This is a genomic window from Flintibacter sp. HCN-6482, from assembly GCF_037892565.1.
In the GTDB taxonomy this organism is placed as follows: Bacteria; Bacillota; Clostridia; order Oscillospirales; family Oscillospiraceae; genus Lawsonibacter; species Lawsonibacter aceti.
This window is the reverse complement of sequence record NZ_JBBKBK010000001.1, coordinates 83869-103230: the sequence shown is the minus strand read 5'-3', so window position 1 is coordinate 103230 and position 19362 is coordinate 83869. Positions and strand designations below refer to the sequence as shown.

Sequence of the window (19362 nt, the reverse complement as noted above, 5' to 3'; positions counted from 1 at the left end):
AAACCCGGCCCCCCGGATGTCCACAGCGGGCGGACGCCGAACCGGGTGAATAAATCGAGGGAGCTGACAAGTTTTTATCAGACTAAAGGGGGATAAGCGAGATGTCCAAGGAGCTGATCCGTCTGTCCAACTGCACCATGTCCTTTGACGGCGAAGTGGTGCTGGATGGAATCAATTTGTATATCAACGACAAGGAATTCCTCACACTGCTGGGTCCCAGCGGGTGCGGCAAGACCACCACACTCAGAATCATTGGTGGTTTTCAGACGCCCACCTCTGGCGATGTTTTTTTTGACGGTGTGAGGATTAATGCTGTTCCGCCCCATAAACGGGCGGTGAACACGGTATTCCAGAAGTATGCCCTGTTTCCCCACCTGAACGTATATGAGAACGTGGCCTTTGGCCTGCGTATCCCGAAGGCGGATGATAAGGGGAAAAAAGTCAAGCTGCCGGAAAAGGAGATCCACCAGCGTGTCATGGAGATGCTGGAGGTGGTCAACCTGAAGGGCTTTGAAAAGCGGCACATCAGCCAGCTGTCCGGCGGCCAGCAGCAGCGGGTGGCCATTGCGCGGGCCCTGGTGAACCGGCCCAAGGTGCTTCTGCTGGACGAACCCTTGGGCGCCCTGGACCTGAAGCTGCGCAAGGATATGCAGAATGAGCTCAAGCGCATCCAGCAGGCTATGGAGATCACCTTTATTTATGTTACCCACGACCAGGAGGAGGCCTTGGCCATGTCCGACACTGTAGTGGTCATGGACGGCGGCAAGATCCAGCAAATCGGCACTCCTGAGGACATCTATAATGAGCCGAAAAATGCCTTTGTGGCCGACTTTATCGGTGAGTCCAATATCATCGACGGCATCATGCGAGAGGACGGAGTGGTGGAGATCTTCAACCGGCGGTTCCAGTGCCTGGACGGAGGCTTTGAGAAGGACGAGGCGGTGGATGTGGTCATCCGGCCCGAGGACGTGGATATCGTCCCCGAGGACCAGGGCCAGCTGAGGGGCACGGTCACCAACGTGACCTTCAAGGGAATGCAGTACGACATCATCGTAGACTTCTATGGCTTCAAGTGGCTGATCCAGACTACCGACCTGTCCCCCGTGGGCAGCCGCATCGGCATCAAGATTGATCCCGATGGCATCCACGTTATGAAGAAGAGCCAATACTCCGGGATGTTTGGCGACTACTCCTCTTACTCCGAGGAGTACGAGGAGATCGGCGACGCCTCCCTGGAACCGGACGAGGCGGATGGGGAGGACGGAGATGAAAAGGAATAAGCTACTTTCCCTGTTTGCCGCCCCCTATGTGTTGTGGATGGCGGTATTCACCATTGTCCCCATCTTTATGGTGGTGTTCTACGCCTTTACCACGGCGAACAGCGCCGAATTGATCGCGGCGGGCAACTGGAGAGAGGCGTTTACCCTGGATAATTTTGCCCGGATGGGCACCTACGCGGTGGTTTTTACCCGCTCCTTCAAGCTGGCCATCATCGCCACGGCTATCTGCGTCCTCATCGGCTATCCCTTGGCCTACTTCATGGCCAAGGAGGGCCCTGGCTTTCAGAAGATGGCCATGGTCATCATTATGCTGCCCATGTGGATGAACTTCCTCCTGAGGACCTACGCCTGGATGTCCATTCTGGACAACAGCGGCATTCTGAACCAGTTTTTCCAGGCGGTGGGCATCATAGATCTGGGCAATTTATTGAATGGCTGGCTCAATGATGTCTGCGCGGCCATCAACACGACGGTGCTGCCGGCCCTGAAAGATCTGCCGGGGATCGGGGAGCTGCTGCCAGCCGATTTCCTGCTGGATGCAGCCCGGCCGACCAATATGAAGTTTTTTAAGCTGCTCAACACCCAGGGCGCTGTGGTGCTTGGCATGGTTTACAACTACCTGCCCTTTATGATCCTGCCCATCTATTCGGTGCTGCTTAAGCTGGACAACTCTCTGCTGGAGGCAGCCAGGGACTTGGGGGCCAGCTCTGCCCGGGTATTCCGGAAGATTACCCTGCCCCTGTCCCTGCCCGGTGTGCTGTCCGGCATTACTATGGTGTTTGTTCCGGCCGTTTCCACCTTTGCAATCTCCAAAATGCTGGGCGGCGGCACCCAGATCATGCTGGGCGACCTGATCGAGATGCAGTTTCTGGGCAACGCCTACAACCCGAGGCTGGGCTCGGCTATCTCCCTGGTAATGATGGTCATTGTGGTCACCTGTATGTGGATTATGAATCGCTTTGGAGAGGGCGAAGAACAGGCGGTGACGCTATGAGAAAAAATGGTATCGCTTCCCGTGCCTTTATGGTCATGGTGTTTCTGTTCCTGTATGCCCCTATCTTTCTGCTTATCATCTTCTCCTTTAACGAGGGAAATAGTAACGCGGTCTGGCAGGGCTTTTCTCTAAAGTGGTATCAGGAGCTGTTCAAGGACCGGATCATTATGCAGAGCGTATATACCACGCTGACGGTATCCCTGATCGCCACAGTGGTATCTACTGTTGTGGGCACCTTTGCCTCCATCGGTTTTTACAATATGCGCCGGCGTTGGCGGGAGCCCCTGGTGACGGTCAACAACATCCCAATGATCAACGCCGATATCGTCACCGGCGTGGCGCTGTGTCTGTTCTTCGTGGCTGCCTTCGGCGCCTGGAACGGTTTTGTGGAATGGATGGAAACGACCCATCGGCTTACCGCGCCCAGGCTGTATATGGGCTTTGGCTCCTTACTGATCGCCCATATCTGCTTTGATATCCCACATGTGGTGCTGTGCATCATGCCCAAGCTGAGGCAGATGGACGGCCACCTCATCGACGCGGCCCAGGACCTGGGCTGCACCTGGATGCAGGCGTTCTGGAAGGTCGTGGTGCCCGAAATCAAGCCGGGAATTGTGTCCGGCGCGCTCATCGCCTTCACCATGAGCGTGGATGACTTCGTCATCTCCTACTTTACTGCCGGCTCCTCAGTGTCCACCTTGGCCATGACCATTTACGGCATGACTAAGAAGCGGATTACCCCTAAGATCAACGCCATTTCCACCCTGCTCTTTGCTACGGTGCTGCTCCTGCTCATTATCAACAATGTGAGGGAAGCCCGTTTGGAGAAGGCCAGAAAGCAAAGACGATAATCCCCCTATTTTGTTCTCAGGGCCTGCCGGCCTGGAGATATATTCTTAAAAATTACTGGAGGAATGATAAATTGAAAAAAATTGCAGCCTTGACCCTCGCCATGACCATGGCGCTGGGCCTGTTCCTGTCCGGATGCGCCATGGAGGACAATGGAGGGGATACCGCGGGGAGCGGCAGTACCGGCAGCGCGGGCAACAACAGCAGCGGCACCAACACCGGAAAGCGGGTAGTCAATGTGTGCAGCTGGGGTGAGTATATCGACACAAGCCTGATCGATGAATTTGAGGAGAAGACCGGCATCGAGGTCAACTACCAGACCGCCGAGAGCAACGAGGCGCTGTATTCTACCCTGGCCCTGGGCGGAGCGAACTATGATGTTATCGTCCCCTCTGACTATATGATCTCTCAGCTGATTGAGGAGGGGATGCTTCAGGAGCTGGACTACAGCAAGATCCCCAACTTTGAGAAGATCGACCCACGATTCCAGAATCTGTCCTATGATCCAGAGAACCTGTATACCGTACCGTACACCTGGGGTACTTTGGGCATCATCTATAACACCACTATGGTAGACGAGCCCATTACCAGTTGGAGCTCTATGTTCGATGAGAAGTACGCCGACAATGTGGTGATGATCCGCAACTCCCGTGACGCCCTGGGTATTGCGCTGTACTATCTGGGCTATTCCGTCAATACCACTGATGAGAGTGAGATCCGTGAGGCCTATCAGCTGCTGGCTGATGCCAACGCCAAGGGCGTCTATCAGGCATTCTATATGGACGAGATCTTCCAGGCCATGGAGCGGGGCAACGCCGCTATCACCGCCTATTACGCCGGCGACTACCTGACCATGCGGGAGAACAACCCTGATTTGGCCTATGTGGTGCCTGAGGAGGGTTCCAACTGGTTCGTGGACGCCATGTGCATTCTGAAAAACGCTCAGAATGTGGACGAGGCCCATGAATGGATTAATTTTATTGCCTCCACCGAGGCCAACCTGGCCAACATGGACTATATCTGGTATGCCTCTCCCAACAGCGAGGCGCTGGAGCAGTACCCCGCTTGGTACGAGGAGCAGTACGGCGAGCCTCTGGATATGGAGCTGTATGAGATCATGGCCGCTCCCCAGGAGGTGTTGGACCGGTGCGAAGCCTATCTGGTCACCCCGCCCGATATCCGCAATCTGTACAACGAGCTCTGGACTCAACTGGGTATTAACTGAAACAGGCCCGCTATCTCTGAAAAGAGATAGCGGGCTTTTTATGTGGCCGGTAAAAACCTTAAGAGGGGATGGAGGACTCAATTAAGATCAGGGGGGAGACCGTCGTTGGATACCGATAGCTAGAGAAGAGATACCTCTGGCAGTGAAAAAGAATCGGGAGTATACTATTGATATTCACTTCTTGACTACGGTGCGGGATAAGGATATCTGTTATAGAAGAAAAAAATTGCTTCCGCAACCGCCGGTTGCGGAAGTTTCAACCATAGTTGATAGTATGTAACTAGGAATGGCGGTATAGTGCTTATAGGGAGGGAAAGAAGATGTTGTCTGAAAGGATCTATCAGTTCAGGCGGAACAGCGGGCTTTCTCAGGAACAGCTGGCGGAGAAAATAGGCGTTTCAAGACAGGCTATCTCCAAATGGGAGAGTGGAATATCAACGCCTGAATTAGAAAAACTGTTAGCATTGAGCGAGTGCTTTGACATTACTATCGACGAACTTGTGAAAGACGAGGCATTTACTCAAGGGACAAATGAAGTGCCACAGGAACTAGAAAAAACCAAAGATCCAAAAGCAATCGAAATGAAAGTGGGCATAGAGCTTTGCTTGGTGGGTGCTATCTGTCTGATCCTGTTCGGAGCTATGATGGTTTTGAGTCCAAGCGCAGCGGAACAGCTTAATGCTGCTTCAACAGTTACTTTGAGCGGATCTGGTATACTTATCATTCTCTGCGTGCTTTCGATGGTTATAGGATTAGCACTAATATTGCGAAAAAAATGAATTGGGGGGCAGGCATATGAAAAAGTTGAGTTATTTGTTCACGGCGCTCGCGATTGTACTATCTGACATAATGTGTTTCGTGGTTGCCTATCATTACCGTGATATGCTTTGCGGTATTGAGCACTCCTGCTACAGCGCGCCGGCCAGCGTTGCCTTTCTGTATGCCGTTCCGTTTAGCGTTGGGATCATCATATGTACGGTTGTGGCATATACGCTTCATAAAAAATAATATAAAGAGGCCCCTCCCTGGAGGGAAGGGCCTCAAATTGGACTGACAAAGACTTATGCCTTTTTCTTGATGGGATGGCGGATCACTGTTTTCCACCGTTCAGGCGCCACTTTTCTCGCGTCGGACAGATAGATCTCGTGATGCAGGCGGTCGGCTGTGAGATCTGTCACATATCCATGTTTTTCTAAATATTCCTCCATCAGAGCCACGGTCTTGGGCTCCTCGTCAAATGGGCCAAGATGCATGATCTGGACGCACAGACCCTCATGGATCGTCAGGAATTCGGCCGATGAGCAGTCTATCCGCTTCTTCTTCTCAGCAGCTTGGACTGCCCAGCCAAAGTGTTCTCTGGTCACAAAATCCGGCAGACGAATGACGGAGATCCAGTGAAAGTCCTCTTTACGCCCATAGCCCGCCCCGGCTGTACCGCCCTGCCACCAGAACCCTTCCAGTGGGGGAACGACATACTCAAAAAAGCCCTCAATCTTATAATCGCTCTTGTAGCTCATTTTTAACGTGTACGCAACGGCATATAGGATACTGATCGCCCGCTGGTACGCACCGCCCTCTGCATTGGGATCTCCCTCGCCTCTCACTGCGATGTAGTTGGTGGACGGGACCTCTACGATCTCCGGCCTGTCCTTTGGCATATAAAATTCTTTGAATTCTTTTTTGAAATCAAAGGCCATATAGTTGTCCTCCTTATGCCACTGGTGTGTGCCCCGGTCAGTGGGGCTTCAATGATGGGATATTTGTAACTATACAATATTTTTAGGCTCTCTTCAAGGTGGGGAACAGGATCAGAGAACGGCTGCCGCGATACCCATGGATATCCAGGACACCTTGCTGGAATGTACCATAGGCCTGTTCATGGAAGGTTCATGAATTATTTGCAGTTCTGTGAAAAATTCCCTGGGTGTACATGGTATCCTAAGATTAGGTCAAGGGTGGATACCCGCTGACCCATTCTTTGAAATGACGGACAATGGGCCGTCTGGGCCGATGACGCCCCACTGCGCCGGCCCCCGGACTTCTCTATCAGGCAGAACGCCAGGAGAAGGACCGGCCCGCTCACTGCTGCCCCTCAGCCGGCCTCGGGGCGGCAGACCAAAAATACCCCGCCCGCGGGTTTGATATACAGGAAAGACGCCCCCTGGTTATCCAGGGGGCGTCTTTAGTCAGTAGGGGCGTGGAAGAGAAGACGGTAGTAATCTGTATCCAGAATGGAGGCGGAATAGGCCACCCGATTTTGTACCTCATTGACCAGGGGGACCAGGGCCTCCAAATCGGTTTCGCTGCCGTCCCAGCGGGTGAACAAGTCGTCGGAGGAGTTGTAGTAGCCCCGCTCGTTGATAAAGCTGTAATCGGCGAAAATCACCAGCTCCGGGCTGTCGGACAAAATGTCCGACCCCATGAGCAATCTGGAGTCATATTCCAAATCAAAGAGGTTAGATAGGGTTGGCATTACGTCCAGGCTGGAGCAGTATTTGTCCACATAGACCGGCTCCTCCAGGTCGGCGCTCCACAGGATCAAAGTATTTTCATAGATCTCAAATATTGGGTCCACCGGGTGGCCCAACAACTCGCTGTACTCCTCGTCAGTGAGGCCGTAGGGGTAGTGGTCGGCGGACAGGACAATGACCGTATCCTCCAGTTTGCCCGCCGCCTCCAACTGCTCTACCAGGCTCTCCACAGCCAGCTCCAGCTCGATTTGGCTGGCAAGATAGCACTTGACCGGGTCGCTGTACGGCAGGTCCTTGACCTCGTCCCAGTGGCGGGCAGACATGATATTCTCCTCCAGCGTATAATTCAGGTGGCCGCTGACTGTCAGGCAGTAGACCATGAACTGGTCCTCATCCACAAACATGGGGACAATGGTATCCATCATCATCTCGTCAGAAGGGGGAAAAATCCGCCCAGCAGCCAGATCGTCGGCAGGAATCACATCCTCCGCCCGTAACCCCTGATCGATGGCATAGTACTCATAGCCCATATTGGAGTGGGATAGATTCCGGTCGTAGTAGTCGTAGAGGTAGTCGTGGAAGGCCATGGTCCGGTAGCCTTCCTTGCGGAATTGGGTACCCAGCGCGAAGGGCATATAGTTGTCCGAGGATTGGGAGTAGCTCCAAACACCCGACTTGGGGATCAGACTGGTAGTGGTAACATACTCACCGTCCGAGGTGGATACTCCCCACAAGGGGGTATAGAAGTTCTCAAATACAAAGCCCTGGTGGGACAGCTTCCACAGAGTGGGGGTGCGCTGGGGATCCATGGCCAGGGTGGAAAAGCCCTCTGCCACGATCCAGACCAGATTTTTACCCTTAAAATAGCCGGTCCACTGGTTTTTAGCCGTGGGTTCCCGCTGGGAGAACCACTGATGCATCGCCAGCATATCTGCATCCGTTTCCTGCCGGATGAGAGTGTCAAAGGGGAGGTCCATCACGTGGTCGCCGCTGCGGTTTGGCGTGGAACCGTTCACTTCTGTGCCGTCAGGCTCCTGGGAGATATCCGGGTCGGCAGGTTGGTCTGGGTCGATGCCAAAGAGGACCCGGCGGATCTCCAACTGTGTCTGGGTCATCATGCCGAAATATTGCGTTTCCAGAGCCGGGACAGCGGCCTGGGTGTAGATATACCGCAGGGACATGGCACCGCCGCTGCACAGCAGCACGATGCACATGGTGGCCAACTGGATAGCGGCGGCCATGACCGCCCATCGTCTCCTCTGGCCCCGGACCAGAGGAGGATGGTCTGGGACTAGCCGCTGGCGAAAGAGGAAGGACAGAATCACCGGAATGGCCATCATCAGCACAGGGAACCAGTTGACTAATACCTCCATGGTGGCCATATCGCCAAAGGCCCCGGCGACCATCGCCATCTTGGTGAGAGAGAAGATGGTCAGAAAGGTCTTGAACAGGTGATAGTAGATGGCCTGGGCCCCGATCCACAGGGAGAGGAGCAGCGTGAGCAGAGGTAACAGGACCCGGCCCTGGCGGGGGGGCAGGCCGCCGCACAAGAGTCCCAAGAGGAGGGCCACAGGCAGAGTGAACAGTAGGGTGAACAGCATTCCAACAGGGGACAGGGAGTAAAAGCAGTACAGCTTCAAGAATAATTCTTCATAGTAGATGACCGCGGCGAAAAACAGGGAAGGGAGGGCAAGCCTCCGCCACCGCTCTGGGATAGGAAGGCCCCGAAGCGGAACAGATCCGTTCATGATTAAGATCCTCCGGCTAAGAAATGTATTTTTATTCTAGTCCATTCCCGTTAGGCTGTCAATGCAGGGAAGGCGGAGAGAAAAAATTTAAGATTTTATGCCCTGATAAAAAACCGCTCAAAAATTGTACAATATGAATAAAATATGGAGAGAAATAAGGCGCTTTTTGACCTGAAGATAGCAAATACTACTTGCAAATTTTTCTACAATCTGATATGATAGCGATGATATTAATAGATTGTTCATAATTCCCGCAGGTTTACACCAGGGAGCCTCTGTGTTCAACAGGGCGATCACACAAAACAGCCGTCCTTTGTAAGTCTGGCTGTTTTACTATGTCTGTGGGCGGGAGCTGGAAAGCGAGGATACCTTGTCCCGAATGAGTCAACTGGCGCTGGACCGCTTGAAACGGGCCTATGCCGCCTATTACGATATTGAGGATATAGAAGACGGTACTCCGCTCAAGGCGCTGTGCGCCTATCATATGCGGGATAGCCAGTATGTTCTGGTCAAAAAAGCGGAGCTGTGGGCGGCGGAAAACCATGAGTATCTCTATCTCTGTGCGGTGGACCACCTGGATGAGGGGGCTGTGGACCAGATCTTTCAGCGGGTGCTGGAGGACGGAGAGCCCCGTGTGCACCCCCATATACAGCATATGTATACCTATCTGACGGCGGTGACGCTATATGACAGCGCCGAGCCCCAAGCCCTGGCCAAGCTGAGGAAGCTGAAGAAGCGCCGGGAATACAAGCTATCGCTCCATGGATGGATGGAGTTTAGAATAGCCGCCGTGGACCTGTCCACGGGAGAAATCACTGTCAACCGCGCGGGAAGAGCGATTCAAAAAGATCTGAAGCGGCTGACAGGGAGTATCATCTCTGCATATCATTTAGGAGAGGAGAAAACGCAATGAATGCAATGTTAGTTGTTATCGTTGGCATCGCTATTTTGATCGTAGGCTACATCTTCTACGGCGGCTGGCTTGCCAAACAGTGGGGTGTTGATGACTCCAAGGTCACCCCAGCTCATGAGCTGGAGGACGGCATGGACTACGTCCCTGCCAAGGCCCCTGTCCTGATGGGACACCACTTTTCCTCCATCGCCGGCGCCGGCCCCATCAACGGCCCCATCCAGGCCGCTGTCTTTGGCTGGGTTCCTGTGGTGCTGTGGGTTCTGATCGGAGGTATCTTCTTCGGCGCTGTCCATGACTATGGCGCCCTGTTCGCCTCCATCCGCCACAAGGGTCAGTCCCTGGGCGAAGTGGTGGCACTGAACATCGGTGAGCGGGCTAAAAAGTTGTTTCTGACCTTCTCTTACCTGACCCTGGTGCTCGTGGTGGCCGCCTTTGCCTCCATCGTGGCCAGCACTTTCCAGGCCACCTATGTAGACGGTGTGGTGGATGTGGCCGCTTCCGGGACGAATGCCTCTGTGGCTATGATTTCCCTGCTGTTCATTATTATGGCTATTCTTTTTGGCTTTTTCGTCTACCGTCGGGGCGCTTCTCTGTCCGTAGCTACCATCGTGGGCGTCATCGGTATCGTGATCTGCCTGGCCATCGGTCTGAAGTGGCACCCTATCTACCTGTCCAACACCGCTTGGATGTGGATTATCGGTGTGTACATTCTGATCGCCTCCGTGGCCCCCGTGTGGATTCTGCTCCAGCCTCGTGACTATCTGTCCTCCTTCCTGCTGTACGCCATGATGGTCATCGCGGCCGTGGGCGTGATCGGTGCCGGCCTCACCGGCGCGGACGCCGCTCATATGGATATGCCCGCCTTCACCGGCGCGTATGACACCATCGCCCCGACCGGGACCTCTCTGGGCTATGTCTTCCCAGCTCTGTTCGTTACCATCGCCTGCGGCGCCATCTCCGGCTTCCACTCCCTGGTGGGCTCCGGCACCACCGCTAAACAGCTGGACCACGAGCGGGACGCCAAGCCCATCGCCTACGGCGGTATGCTCATCGAGTGCGCCCTGGCTCTGATCTCCCTGTCCGCCGTGTCCTTCATCTGGAACGAGTATGCCTCCGGCGAGATCGTAACTCCCACACAGGTATTCGCTACCGGCATCTCCCGCATGGTCGCCTCCATCCCCGGCCTGGCTGGCGCCCAGAGTACCATCAGTTCCCTGCTGGTCCTGACCGTGTCCGTGTTCTGCCTGACCTCTCTGGACACCGCCACCCGTCTGGCACGGTACATGTTCCAGGAGTTCTGGCTGGAGCCCGGCCAGACCTATAAGGATGCCACCGGCTTCAAGGCCATCCTGTGCAACCCCTTCGTGGCCACTGTCATCACCGTGGTGCTGGGCGTTGGCCTGGGCATGACTGGCTACTCCAAGATCTGGCCCCTGTTCGGCGCAGCCAACCAGCTGTTGGCCGCTCTGGCCCTGCTGACTGTGTGTGCCTGGCTGGGCAACATCGGCCGCAACAACAAGATGTTCTATATCCCCATGGCCTTCATGCTGGTAGTCACTCTGACTTCTTTGGTCCAGACTATCACCACCCAGGCTGGTAAGATCATGGCCGCTGGCGGTATGCCTCTGGACAAGGCCGGCAATTTCGACTGGGCTCCTTATGCTCAGTCTATCTTGGGTGCCGCCCTGTTTGTGCTGGCCATCGTACTGGCTGTGGAGGGCTGCAAGACCATCTTCGGCAAGAAGAAGGCCGCCTGATTTTTCCATCCGAACGACAAAAGCGGACCCGGTACGCCGGGCCCGCTTTTTGTTGCGGTGCCGGACCAACTGTGTTATGATTAAGATAATCTGGAAAAGGTGAGTCAGCGGCCGGTGAGGGAGCGCAGCGCTCGGTTACTGTGTTCCTGCTGGTCCTGACAGCGGCCTATGGAGATTTCCTACATGTGGATGCCACAGGAGGTTTCACCTGTTTCCTCTGGGGCCGACGATTTTTGTGCTGTGATATTTGTATGGAAATTATCGATAGTCCGGGGAGCGCCCAGGTGGCTGGAGCACGTTTCCGGTGTCGGTATGTGTGTGGGGGGGACCTGACCGGTCAGGTGCGGCTTGCCTTATCCCTACTTCCAGATGCTGTATTGCGAGGTCATGACTATGAAAACCAGTAAACCGCTGTCCCTGCTGCTTTCTCTCCTCACCGCCCTGGCGGTTCTTAGCGGCTCCATCGCCGCCCCTCTGCTATGCCGCCCATTTTACTACGCGCATATCGACGCACTGGGGCTGGTGGAGTATACTGGCCTGACCAGGGAGCAGATCACAGAGGCGTTTGACCAGATGATGGACTACTGCCTGGGCCAGCGTCCGAACTTTGCCGCCGGCGTGCTCCCCTTTTCAGCCTCCGGGGCCAGCCATTTTGCCGATGTGAGGGGGCTGTTCCTCCTGGACCTGTGGGTACTTGTACTGTCCCTGGCCGGACTTGTGGTCCTGTTTTTCTGGTGCAGGAGAAAAAAGGCTCGCCCCCATTGTTTTCTTGGACGAGGTCCCGGATTCTGGGCCGCGTCCGCGCTGGGTGCTATCTTCCTGGTGGTGGGCGGACTGGCGGCCTTGGACTTTGACCGGGCCTTTGTGGTGTTCCATGCTCTGTTTTTCCCAGGAAAAGAGAACTGGCTTTTTAACTGGTGGGAGGACCCGGTTATCCTGATTTTGCCCCAGGAATTTTTCCGGAACTGTGCCGTTTTGGTGCTGACTCTACTGCTAACCTGGTGCGCCGTCCTGATTGGGGCGGACCTGTGGGCCGCCAGTATACGGAAGAAGCGGCGGGAGGAAGTGAGTAGGCAGGGAGGCTGTTCTGGCTGCCCTGGCTGTCAAGGATAAAAAGGCGGTGTGTTCTGATAAAGAACACACCGCCTTTTATCTTCGGTCCTAGGGCTGTACCGAAAACCCCAATTTTTTATTTCGCCCGGAAGGCGAAAAAGCGTTGACCAAAGTAATTCAGAATTACAAACAGACCGGAGCCGGCTAGTAGGGTAAGGTTGCCTTCCCATTGTGGGCTAAGACCCATACCGGCCAGCAGCCAGCCCATGAGAGGCTGGGCTAGACCGTAGGCCAGTAACCAGCAGACAGTGATATTGAGCGCGAACCGAAGGACGACCCCAGCCCCTTTCTCCTGGTTGCGGAAGGTGAAGTGCTTATTCAAAAAGAAGCTGACTACGCTGCCTACAATATAGTTAGCGGCGGAGGAGACCCACTCGCCCACCTCGCCCCAGGTGTAGAGTCCCGCTAGGTTGTAGAGCCCGAACATGACGCCATAGCCGACCAGGGTATTGACAATCCCCACCAGGATGAAACGGAAGAAGGTGGGATCAAATATCTTTTTTAGCAGTTCCTTCATCCCGGTCCCCCTCGCATCGTTCGGCCACGATATACCGTGGCCGGTCCTTGATTTCCTCATAGATTTTGGCGATGTAATAGCCGATGACGCCCAGACAGATCATCAGGATGCTGCCGATGAACAGCTGGAGCAAAATGATGGTGGTAAAGCCCTCCAGCGCGTTGCCAGAGGCCCACTGCCATAGAGAGTGGATGCCCAGCACCACCGAGCAGAGAAAGACCACTACGCCCAGCAGGGTGACCAGTTGAAGGGGGGCGGCGGAGAAGGAGGTGATGTTGGTGATGGCGTATCGGACCAGGCTGCGGATGGACCACTTGGACTCGCCCTCCAACCGAGGCTGTACCTCAAACTCCACTTGGGTGGTCTGAAAGCCGATCCAGGAGGAGAGGGCACGGAAAAAGGCATTTTTCTCCCGCATAGCGAGCAGGGTATCCACCGCTCGGCGGTCCAACAGCTTGAAGTCGGAGGCACGGGACATATCAATGCCCGTAGCCCGGCTGATGATGGAGTAAAAGCTTTTAGCCGCAAAGGTATGCAAGGGGTTTTCCTTGCCACGACTGGCCTTGACCCCCTCCACAACCTGGTAGCCCTCCTGCCACAGGCGGTACATCTCCACCGCCTTCTCTGGCGGGTGCTGCAGATCACAGTCCATGACTAAAGTGCAGTCTCCACGGGCCTGGGCCAAACCGGCGAAGATGGCGGCCTCTTTGCCGAAATTCCGGGAGAAGCGGACCCCACGGACCTGGGGATGGCGGCCCGCCTGTTCCTGAATGACGGTCCAGGTGCGGTCCCGGGAGCCGTCGTCCACGAATACTAACTCATGGGGGATGTCCGCATCTATCAGGATGGCGGTAATGGTGTCCGCCGCCCGTGGGATAGAGGCCTCCTCGTTGTAGGAGGGCAGAACGACGGACAGCAGGCCGGATCTTAGGGTGTCTTCCATTTGCTTATCTCCTGTTCTCATAAGCGATCTCGAAGTCAGATTTTGGGGTGTACTCCTCCTGGAGCTTCACAACCACTCGGCCGCCCACCATCTGGACGCTGCCCTGGGCGGGGTAGAGGGGCATGGACTGGAACTCCGGAGAAGCGGCCACAGCGATCATGGTGTCCTCGTCAGGTTCCGCCACGGGAATGTTGAGCCAGTCGTTCAGGTAGTAGTAGATGTGCTTGTTCAGGGGGGCCACTGTATCACGGGGGACACTGTAATGGTCCACCTGATCGTAGATGTCAATCTGGGCCGTCAGCTGATCTTCCGGGATAGCGCCCACGATAGCGACCTCCATCCCCGGCTCATAGCCGGGGCAGGCCTCCACACGGGCAAAAAGCCGGGTGAGATAGCTCTCTGTAGCCCGGTGGGCCTGGGCGGAGGCGGTGTACAGCAGATTGTTGGTATTCAGGCAGAACACCAGCAGAAGCACTCCCCACAGGACAGCGGCGGGAGGGACCCAGGCCCCAGGACCGGCGGAGGCCCCTTGACTGTCCAACAGCCCGACGGCCAGGAGGACCAGAAGATAGACAGATACAAAGGCGTATTTCATTAGGGGAGTAGGGACAGACCATGGGCTGAGAATCTGGCCAAAGTCCATGCCCAGAGGCAGGAGGGCGACCATAGACAGGGCGGTCAGGGGCCGCCACCTATCCCGATAAAGCCCCTTTTTCCCCAGGTGGAGGAGAAAGCAGGCTCCCCCCAAAGCCAGAGCGGCCAGATCCAGAATGACCATCCACAAATCAGCGAAGCCGTTGGCGGAGCCGGGAAGAAAAAAGAAGGACACCACCTGTTTATAGGAATCCAGGATAAGCCGGGGAAGCTGATCGAAGGGATAGCCGGAACTGGCGGCGTCCATTCCCAGATAGGATAACAGCTCCAGGCCCTTGAACTGTAGGAACAGCAGAAGGACACCGTAGTACAGCAGGGCGCCGGCAGCCAAATAGGCCATCAGCCGGAGACCTAGGCGGAGGGTGGATTGGAAGGTGAACTCAGGGTCCAGAGCAGCCCGAAACACTGCCAGTAGGGACAGAGAGATGGCCACAGTCACATAGGCCTGATAAGTCCCCATGGACAGAGCGAGAGCCACCACTCCAGCCGCCCAACTCAGAAGGGTTCCCCGCCTAGCCAGCCAGACGGACAGCACCGCGAGCAAAATAGCCAGACAGTAGGCGGAAGCGGTAAACAGGTATAAAAAGGTGTATCCCATCACTGGGAAAGCAGCCATCACCGCACCGGCTAGCCCAGCGAGTACCCGGCTGTCCAGCCGAAGCAGACTGACGGTCAGGGCAGCGGCGGTTCCCAGGAGGAGCAGGGACAGCAGGCCGATGGCTGCCGGCATCTGGGTGTAACTGTTGAGAGCGGAGGCGTAATGGAGAAACCAGCGGCCGGAGATAGTCATCTGTTGAAGATCATGGACCCGGCTCAAGCCGTCAGAGTTGGGGATGAGGTTGGTGAAGGCGTACAAATGGACTAAAAGGCCTGTGATCAGGCAGCTGAAAAAGGCGGTCCGCTGGGCGGGAGCGATCCGGCGCCACAGACCGGCGCCCCGTTGGTCAATGGTCATAAGTTCCCTCCTATGTGGGGGCCAGTGTACATAAAATCTCATTCCACATTATAGGCCGTTTTGCGGGATATTGCAAGGGAGAGGAAAAAAGTAGAGGAGAAATTTGGCGGGCCCAATGGACGTATAAACAGTATCACCTTACAGCGGATGGCCAAACAGTGCACGGAAGGAGGATTGGGAAAGAAAACAGGTCCCGGACCATAAGGTCAGGACCTGTTTGGTGTTATGGGAGGACTATCCCTGGCATTCTAGGGCCCAGATTCGCTTGTCCCGCCGGAAGAGCAGGCAGGTGGCCACACCCAGAAAGCCCATGGCCAGGAACAGCCCGGCGGCGCCGGCGCCCTTTCCGGTCCCAAAGAGGGCAGCCCAGAGACTATCTGGACCAAGAGCGGCGGCGAGAGGCTCAAACACCTGATCTACCAGAAAGCCGCCCAGCAGATAACCCACCGGAATGGTGAAGAACTGAAAGGAGTTGCGGGCGGCGTATACCCGCCCCTGGATGTCCACAGGGATCCTGGATCGGAATAGGGCGTCCAGATTGGCGTTCATGATGGGAATACCCACCCAGCCGAGGGTGGCGCCCACACACCACAGAGAAAGATCACGCCCCAGGGCGAGAATAAAATTTTCTGTGGACATTGCCAACAGCAGGGTATTGTAGATGACACGCACCCGGCTTTTTGGGGCCGGTAGGAGGGAAGCGGCTATGCTGCCCCCAAGCATGGCCACACCGCTGACGCTCTGGACCAGGCCCAGGACATTTTCGCCACCCCAAGGACGAGTAAGGGCCAGGGCAGGCAGGGCCGCGTTGAACATGGAGGCCGTCAGGTTGATGGCGGCCAAAAAGAGAATCAGATCTAAAATACCTCGGTTCTCACCGAGATAGCGGAGACCGGCCTGGGTGGAGCGTAGAAGGCTCTCCGTCCGCTCCGGCTTTGGTCCCTGCGGAATGGGGATGAATAGCAGCAGGGAGCAGAAGGCCAGCAGAAAGGTAGCCAAGTCAAAGAGAATGACCCACTCCAGTCCCAGCAGGGTGTATAGGGCAGTGCCCAGGGCGGGAGCCAGCATATTGTTCAGCGAGTAGGACAGAGAACGAAGGCCGCTGACCCGTTGGTAGTGCTTCTCCGGTGTCAGCAGAGTGACCGCCACGTCAGCGGCAGGCTGCTGAACTGTGTTCATCAGGCCGGTCAAACCGTTGAGAAGGTATAGATGCCACATATGAAGCTGACCGGATGCCGCCAGCAGAAGCACGGTCGAGGTGCACAGGGCGGCAAAGGTGTCGCAACAGAGCATGGTAGCCTTCTTATTCCAACGGTCGCTAAGAGCACCTGCGAAGATGCTCACCAGTACATATGGGGCATAGGAGCATACGGAGAGCAGGGCTGTGGTCAGGGCGGAGCCCCGATCCTGATACGACCAGAGCACAAGGGCGAAACTGGTCATGGAGCTGCCCAGAGTGGACAGCAACTGGGTGAACCAAAGGATCAGAAAGGACTTCAGCTCACCAATAAAAGAAAAGACAGATGACATGGGACTTTGCTCCTTTTTTGTTTTATAGGGATAAAACAGGCGCAAAGTCCGGCAGGGGCGGTAAGGAATGAGAAAATACACGCTCCACGCAAATCCGCCCGGTCAGACTTTGCGCGGAGCCGCTCCAATGGCAAGCTTCATGGTACTGTCCTCCTAAGATGCCCATATTCGGGCAAGCTCGCCGTAGCATCACCGGCGGCAGGGACAATGATACCACGGAATAGGGCGAGAAACAAGGGGCGGCCTTACGGCAGCCACGGAGGGTGTTGTCAGAGCTTCCACTGGCGTTAAGGTCAGCCATGGACCTCCGGCAGGGCACGGTCCCACTCCTTTTGGAACTCGGTCATCATACCCCAATACCGCTTAGGCATCTGGGTCATGCGGCACCTGGGATTTTCCCGTCCCCGGATGGAAATCGTATCATAGAAGGATTTCCACAGGCGGCGGTAGGCCAGCTCGCTCTCGCCGGCCGGTCCAGGATGAAAATCTTCCACTGGCAGGATGGCCCACTGGTTCGGCTGGTGGAACAGCGCCTCGCCATGAGTGCGGTCGTGGAGGACGAATCGCTCCTGGGGATATCGAGAGCAGAAATGGGGACGAAGTAGGGGGAGGACCCGGTTCTTGGGCTCAATCTCTCCGACCAGCACGCCGCCCTGGTCGGAAAAGCGGACAAAGCCAGTGTATAGGTGCGCCTCGTTGTTCAGTTGCTGGACCGCTTTCCGTACCTTGTCCACAGTCGGGTCGGTCAGATCCCGGACAAAGGCCGGGCCCCGCTCATAGCCCAGGCGGATAAGCCTCCAGAGCCACAGCTCCTTCTCCGGCAGACAAGTGAGAAATCCGCGAGCGGCCAGTTCCCGCCCCTCATGCCCCAGCTTGGGGGAGAAGGAGCGGTATACACGCTGGGCGTGCTCCTCCACGGTGATAATGGTTCTCTGGGGGTACAGAGAGCAGCAGGGGTCCTCCGGTGTGCGGAACTCAACTGGTTCTTCCTGATTGACATATGTTTCAAAAACACAGGTGAGAAAACCAGAAAAGGTGCCGTCATAGTGGCAGCATACTTGGGTCCAAGGCATGAGATCACCTCCTGAATAGTATGGAGTAGCCCGCTTCAAACAGCTTGGTCGAACAGAGACAGCTGCTCGCCCATGGGAGAGGTCTGAGCGGGGGGCTCCAAAGCGAGCAGGTGGCGCAGCAGGCCGTCCTCGCTGACCCGCAGTCCCTCCAGGCAACGACCGGAACAGGTGAGGAAGTACTGGGCTCGTTTCAGTACCACGCCCAACCTCTTTAGACCCTCAAAGGTCAGTGGACCCACCCGTCGGGCGGTGAGAATACGCCGGGCGCTTGTTACCCCGATACCTGGCACCCGGAGAAGGGCCTCGTAGTCGGCCCGGTTCACCTCTACCGGAAAAAATTGCAGATGCCGCAGCGCCCAGCAGCACTTGGGGTCCATCCTGGGATCCAGATCAGGCTGGCTCTCATCCAGCAGCTCCTCTGCCCGGAAGTGGTAGAAGCGGAGCAGCCAGTCCGCCTGGTACAGCCGGTGCTCCCGTAGGAGCGGGGGCTTAAAGTCCTGGAAAGAGGGGAGGAGAGGGCTGGTGGATACGGGCATATAGGCGGAAAAAAAGACCCGCTTTAGACAATATCGGTCATAAAGTCCTTGGGTGAGGGCGAGAATGTGCCGGTCACTCTCCGGCGTGGCCCCTATGATTATCTGGGTGGACTGTCCCGCGGGAGCGAAGCGGGGGGTATGGCGGTATAGTTTCAACTCCTGCTTGGATAGGGAGATGCCATCCCGGATCTGCTTCATTGGGGCCAAAAGGGCCTCCTTTTTCTTGTCCGGTGCCAAAAGGGCCAAACTTTTGGCACTGGGCAATTCGATATTGACGCTCAACCGGTCGGCGAGCAGGCCCAGTTGGTGGGTGAGGAGGGGATCGGCCCCCGGAATGGCCTTAGCGTGGATATAGCCCCCAAAGCGGTGCTCTGTCCGCAGCAGGTGGAGAGTCTGAATCATCAATTCGGTGGTATAGTCCGGATTCCGAACCACAGCTGAGGAGAGGAACAGACCTTCGATGTAGTTCCGGCGGTAGAAGCCCATGGTGAGATCACACAGCTCTCTAGGGGAGAATGCGGCACGCCGGACGTCGTTAGTCCGTCGGTTGATACAGTACAGGCAGTCGTAGATACAGATGTTGGTCATCAGCACCTTCAAAAGAGAGACGCAGCGCCCGTCGGCGGAGAAGGTGTGGCAGCAGCCGGTCATGGAGGTACTTCCGATGGTTCCGGAGCGTCCTGCACGGTCCAGTCCACTGGAGGTGCAGGCAGCGTCATATTTCGCAGCGTCTGCCAGGATATTCAGCTTGTCTAGCAGTTCCATGGTGTTCGCCTCCAACACAAATATAGAACATTTGTACTA

The 19362-nt window shown here is 55.9% G+C and carries 16 protein-coding genes; 8 read left to right on the top strand and 8 right to left on the bottom strand.

Annotation, left to right across the window (positions count from 1 at the left end):
* Window positions 1–101 precede the first annotated feature (101 nt).
* The 5 genes from WKS99_RS00490 (at window position 102) to WKS99_RS00470 (ending at window position 5127) form a co-directional block, all read left to right on the top strand.
* Window positions 102–1280, top strand: a complete 1179-nt coding sequence (locus tag WKS99_RS00490; RefSeq protein ID WP_147572142.1) for an ABC transporter ATP-binding protein — start codon at window positions 102–104, stop codon at window positions 1278–1280.
* On the top strand, window positions 1267–2274 hold the full coding sequence (locus WKS99_RS00485; RefSeq protein ID WP_240287341.1) for an ABC transporter permease: 1008 nt from the start codon (window positions 1267–1269) through the stop codon (window positions 2272–2274). Before WKS99_RS00490 ends, WKS99_RS00485 begins: the two co-directional genes overlap by 14 nt.
* Window positions 2271–3125 carry an ABC transporter permease gene (locus WKS99_RS00480; protein WP_147572143.1) on the top strand — a complete coding sequence of 285 codons (855 nt, stop codon included), beginning with the start codon at window positions 2271–2273 and terminating at the stop codon, window positions 3123–3125. Before WKS99_RS00485 ends, WKS99_RS00480 begins: the two co-directional genes overlap by 4 nt.
* Window positions 3126–3196: 71 nt before the next feature.
* A complete protein-coding gene (locus tag WKS99_RS00475; RefSeq protein WP_340405147.1) occupies window positions 3197–4348 on the top strand; it encodes an ABC transporter substrate-binding protein in 1152 nt (383 codons plus the stop codon).
* Window positions 4349–4668: 320 nt separating this feature from the next.
* Window positions 4669–5127 (top strand): helix-turn-helix domain-containing protein, encoded by a 459-nt coding sequence (locus WKS99_RS00470; RefSeq protein WP_340405146.1) that lies wholly within the window; start codon window positions 4669–4671, stop codon window positions 5125–5127.
* 282 nt (window positions 5128–5409) lie between these two features.
* On the opposite strand, the gene WKS99_RS00465 is transcribed toward WKS99_RS00470, so the two are convergent.
* Together WKS99_RS00465 and WKS99_RS00460 are read right to left on the bottom strand one after the other, a co-directional pair.
* Window positions 5410–6045: a GyrI-like domain-containing protein gene (locus WKS99_RS00465; protein ID WP_340405145.1), complete on the bottom strand. Its 636-nt coding sequence runs from the start codon at window positions 6043–6045 to the stop codon at window positions 5410–5412.
* Window positions 6046–6530: 485 nt separating this feature from the next.
* Entirely contained in the window at window positions 6531–8567 is a 2037-nt protein-coding gene (locus tag WKS99_RS00460; protein WP_240287352.1) for an LTA synthase family protein, read from the bottom strand.
* A gap of 379 nt (window positions 8568–8946) precedes the next feature.
* Between WKS99_RS00460 and WKS99_RS00455 the strand changes: the two genes are divergently transcribed.
* The 3 genes from WKS99_RS00455 (at window position 8947) to WKS99_RS00445 (ending at window position 12350) form a co-directional block, all read left to right on the top strand.
* Window positions 8947–9480 carry a hypothetical protein gene (locus WKS99_RS00455; protein ID WP_186852085.1) on the top strand — a complete coding sequence of 178 codons (534 nt, stop codon included), beginning with the start codon at window positions 8947–8949 and terminating at the stop codon, window positions 9478–9480.
* A complete protein-coding gene (locus tag WKS99_RS00450) occupies window positions 9477–11237 on the top strand; it encodes a carbon starvation CstA family protein (protein WP_147572148.1) in 1761 nt (586 codons plus the stop codon). The genes WKS99_RS00455 and WKS99_RS00450 overlap by 4 nt, the downstream gene beginning before the upstream one ends.
* A 393-nt stretch (window positions 11238–11630) precedes the next feature.
* Entirely contained in the window at window positions 11631–12350 is a 720-nt protein-coding gene (locus WKS99_RS00445; RefSeq protein WP_186852086.1) for a TIGR01906 family membrane protein, read from the top strand.
* Between the two features lie 76 nt (window positions 12351–12426).
* On the opposite strand, the gene WKS99_RS00440 is transcribed toward WKS99_RS00445, so the two are convergent.
* The 6 genes from WKS99_RS00440 to WKS99_RS00415 form a co-directional block, all read right to left on the bottom strand.
* Entirely contained in the window at window positions 12427–12867 is a 441-nt protein-coding gene (locus WKS99_RS00440; protein WP_147572150.1) for a GtrA family protein, read from the bottom strand.
* On the bottom strand, window positions 12839–13810 hold the full coding sequence (locus WKS99_RS00435; protein ID WP_147572151.1) for a glycosyltransferase family 2 protein: 972 nt from the start codon (window positions 13808–13810) through the stop codon (window positions 12839–12841). Before WKS99_RS00435 ends, WKS99_RS00440 begins: the two co-directional genes overlap by 29 nt.
* Window positions 13811–13814: 4 nt before the next feature.
* Window positions 13815–15419: a glucosyltransferase domain-containing protein gene (locus WKS99_RS00430; protein WP_262669841.1), complete on the bottom strand. Its 1605-nt coding sequence runs from the start codon at window positions 15417–15419 to the stop codon at window positions 13815–13817.
* 234 nt (window positions 15420–15653) lie between these two features.
* Window positions 15654–16949, bottom strand: a complete 1296-nt coding sequence (locus WKS99_RS00425) for an MFS transporter (RefSeq protein ID WP_340405144.1) — start codon at window positions 16947–16949, stop codon at window positions 15654–15656.
* Window positions 16950–17242: 293 nt separating this feature from the next.
* Window positions 17243–18022: a TIGR03915 family putative DNA repair protein gene (locus WKS99_RS00420; protein ID WP_340405143.1), complete on the bottom strand. Its 780-nt coding sequence runs from the start codon at window positions 18020–18022 to the stop codon at window positions 17243–17245.
* Between the two features lie 35 nt (window positions 18023–18057).
* Window positions 18058–19323: a putative DNA modification/repair radical SAM protein gene (locus WKS99_RS00415; RefSeq protein WP_240287359.1), complete on the bottom strand. Its 1266-nt coding sequence runs from the start codon at window positions 19321–19323 to the stop codon at window positions 18058–18060.
* Between the last annotated feature and the right edge of the window lie 39 nt (window positions 19324–19362).

Excerpts from the sequence above, each read along its gene's own strand:
- WKS99_RS00470 (WP_340405146.1), top strand. The coding sequence starts at position 4,669 with ATGTTGTCTGAAAGGATCTATCAGTTCAGGCGGAACAGCGGGCTTTCT.
- WKS99_RS00480 (WP_147572143.1), top strand. The coding sequence starts at position 2,271 with ATGAGAAAAAATGGTATCGCTTCCCGTGCCTTTATGGTCATGGTGTTT.
- WKS99_RS00455 (WP_186852085.1), top strand. The coding sequence starts at position 8,947 with ATGAGTCAACTGGCGCTGGACCGCTTGAAACGGGCCTATGCCGCCTAT.
- WKS99_RS00485 (WP_240287341.1), top strand. The coding sequence starts at position 1,267 with ATGAAAAGGAATAAGCTACTTTCCCTGTTTGCCGCCCCCTATGTGTTG.
- WKS99_RS00430 (WP_262669841.1), bottom strand. The coding sequence starts at position 15,419 with ATGACCATTGACCAACGGGGCGCCGGTCTGTGGCGCCGGATCGCTCCC.
- WKS99_RS00445 (WP_186852086.1), top strand. The coding sequence starts at position 11,631 with ATGAAAACCAGTAAACCGCTGTCCCTGCTGCTTTCTCTCCTCACCGCC.
- WKS99_RS00440 (WP_147572150.1), bottom strand. The coding sequence starts at position 12,867 with ATGAAGGAACTGCTAAAAAAGATATTTGATCCCACCTTCTTCCGTTTC.
- WKS99_RS00415 (WP_240287359.1), bottom strand. The coding sequence starts at position 19,323 with ATGGAACTGCTAGACAAGCTGAATATCCTGGCAGACGCTGCGAAATAT.
- WKS99_RS00465 (WP_340405145.1), bottom strand. The coding sequence starts at position 6,045 with ATGGCCTTTGATTTCAAAAAAGAATTCAAAGAATTTTATATGCCAAAG.
- WKS99_RS00435 (WP_147572151.1), bottom strand. The coding sequence starts at position 13,810 with ATGGAAGACACCCTAAGATCCGGCCTGCTGTCCGTCGTTCTGCCCTCC.
- WKS99_RS00420 (WP_340405143.1), bottom strand. The coding sequence starts at position 18,022 with ATGCCTTGGACCCAAGTATGCTGCCACTATGACGGCACCTTTTCTGGT.
- WKS99_RS00450 (WP_147572148.1), top strand. The coding sequence starts at position 9,477 with ATGAATGCAATGTTAGTTGTTATCGTTGGCATCGCTATTTTGATCGTA.
- WKS99_RS00490 (WP_147572142.1), top strand. The coding sequence starts at position 102 with ATGTCCAAGGAGCTGATCCGTCTGTCCAACTGCACCATGTCCTTTGAC.
- WKS99_RS00425 (WP_340405144.1), bottom strand. The coding sequence starts at position 16,949 with ATGTCATCTGTCTTTTCTTTTATTGGTGAGCTGAAGTCCTTTCTGATC.
- WKS99_RS00460 (WP_240287352.1), bottom strand. The coding sequence starts at position 8,567 with ATGAACGGATCTGTTCCGCTTCGGGGCCTTCCTATCCCAGAGCGGTGG.